This window comes from Muricoccus nepalensis, assembly GCF_006438825.1.
Classification (GTDB): Bacteria; Pseudomonadota; Alphaproteobacteria; order Acetobacterales; family Acetobacteraceae; genus Roseomonas; species Roseomonas nepalensis.
On record NZ_RCZP01000136.1, the window covers coordinates 1 to 782 of the forward strand.

Sequence of the window (782 nt, forward strand, 5' to 3'; positions counted from 1 at the left end):
GCGTTGCCGTGCAGGACGGCGTGTCGCTGCGCCTCGGTGAGATCGAGGGTGTCGATGGCGGCGAGGGTCTCCGGGAGGGGACCGAAGGGCGCGTCGGTGGCGAAGACGAGGTGGTCGGCGCCGAAGAAGGCGAGGGAGGCGGGCAGGCCGGTGGCGGAGCCGAAGAGGGCGGTGTCGGCGTAGAAGAGGCGGAAGTAGTCGAGGTGGGGGCGCCGGAGGGCGGGGAGGACGCCCGAGAGGTCCTCGTCGGTGGTGCGGCTGCCGAGCACGGCCATGCCGGGGCCGACGCGGCCGTCGAAGGCGGGGATCATGCCGCCGCCGTGGTGGGTGATGACCTTGAGGGCGGGGTGGCGGTCGAAGAGGCCGGAGAGGACGAGGCGGGCCATGGCGACGGAGGTCTCGTAGGGCCAGCCGAAGCACCACCACATCTCGAGGCGGCTGCGGGGCTCGCTCGCGTAGTCGGTCATGGCCGCGGTGCGGGCGGGGTGGAGCCAGACGGGCAGGTCGTGGGCGGCGAGCGCGGCGAAGAGGGGTTGGTACTCCGGGCGGTCGAGGGGCTTGCCGGCGACGTTGGTGAAGACCTGCACGCCGCGGGCGCCGAGCGCGGTGATGGCGCGCCCGGCCTCCCGCACGGCGCCCTCGGGGTCGAGGAGGGAGAGGGTGGCGACGAAGGCGGGGAAGCGGTCGGGGTGGCGGGCGCAGAGCTCGGCGAGGGCGTCGTTGGCGCGGCGGGCGAGGTCGGCGGCGGCGCCGGCGGGGAGGATGTCCTCGAGCGGCGGGTT

1 protein-coding gene is annotated in these 782 nt (G+C 75.2%); it reads right to left on the bottom strand.

Annotated features, from left to right (window positions below; genetic code table 11):
- Window positions 1-782 (bottom strand): amidohydrolase family protein (locus EAH89_RS30970; RefSeq protein ID WP_140888039.1); only part of this gene is annotated, 782 nt, incomplete at both ends.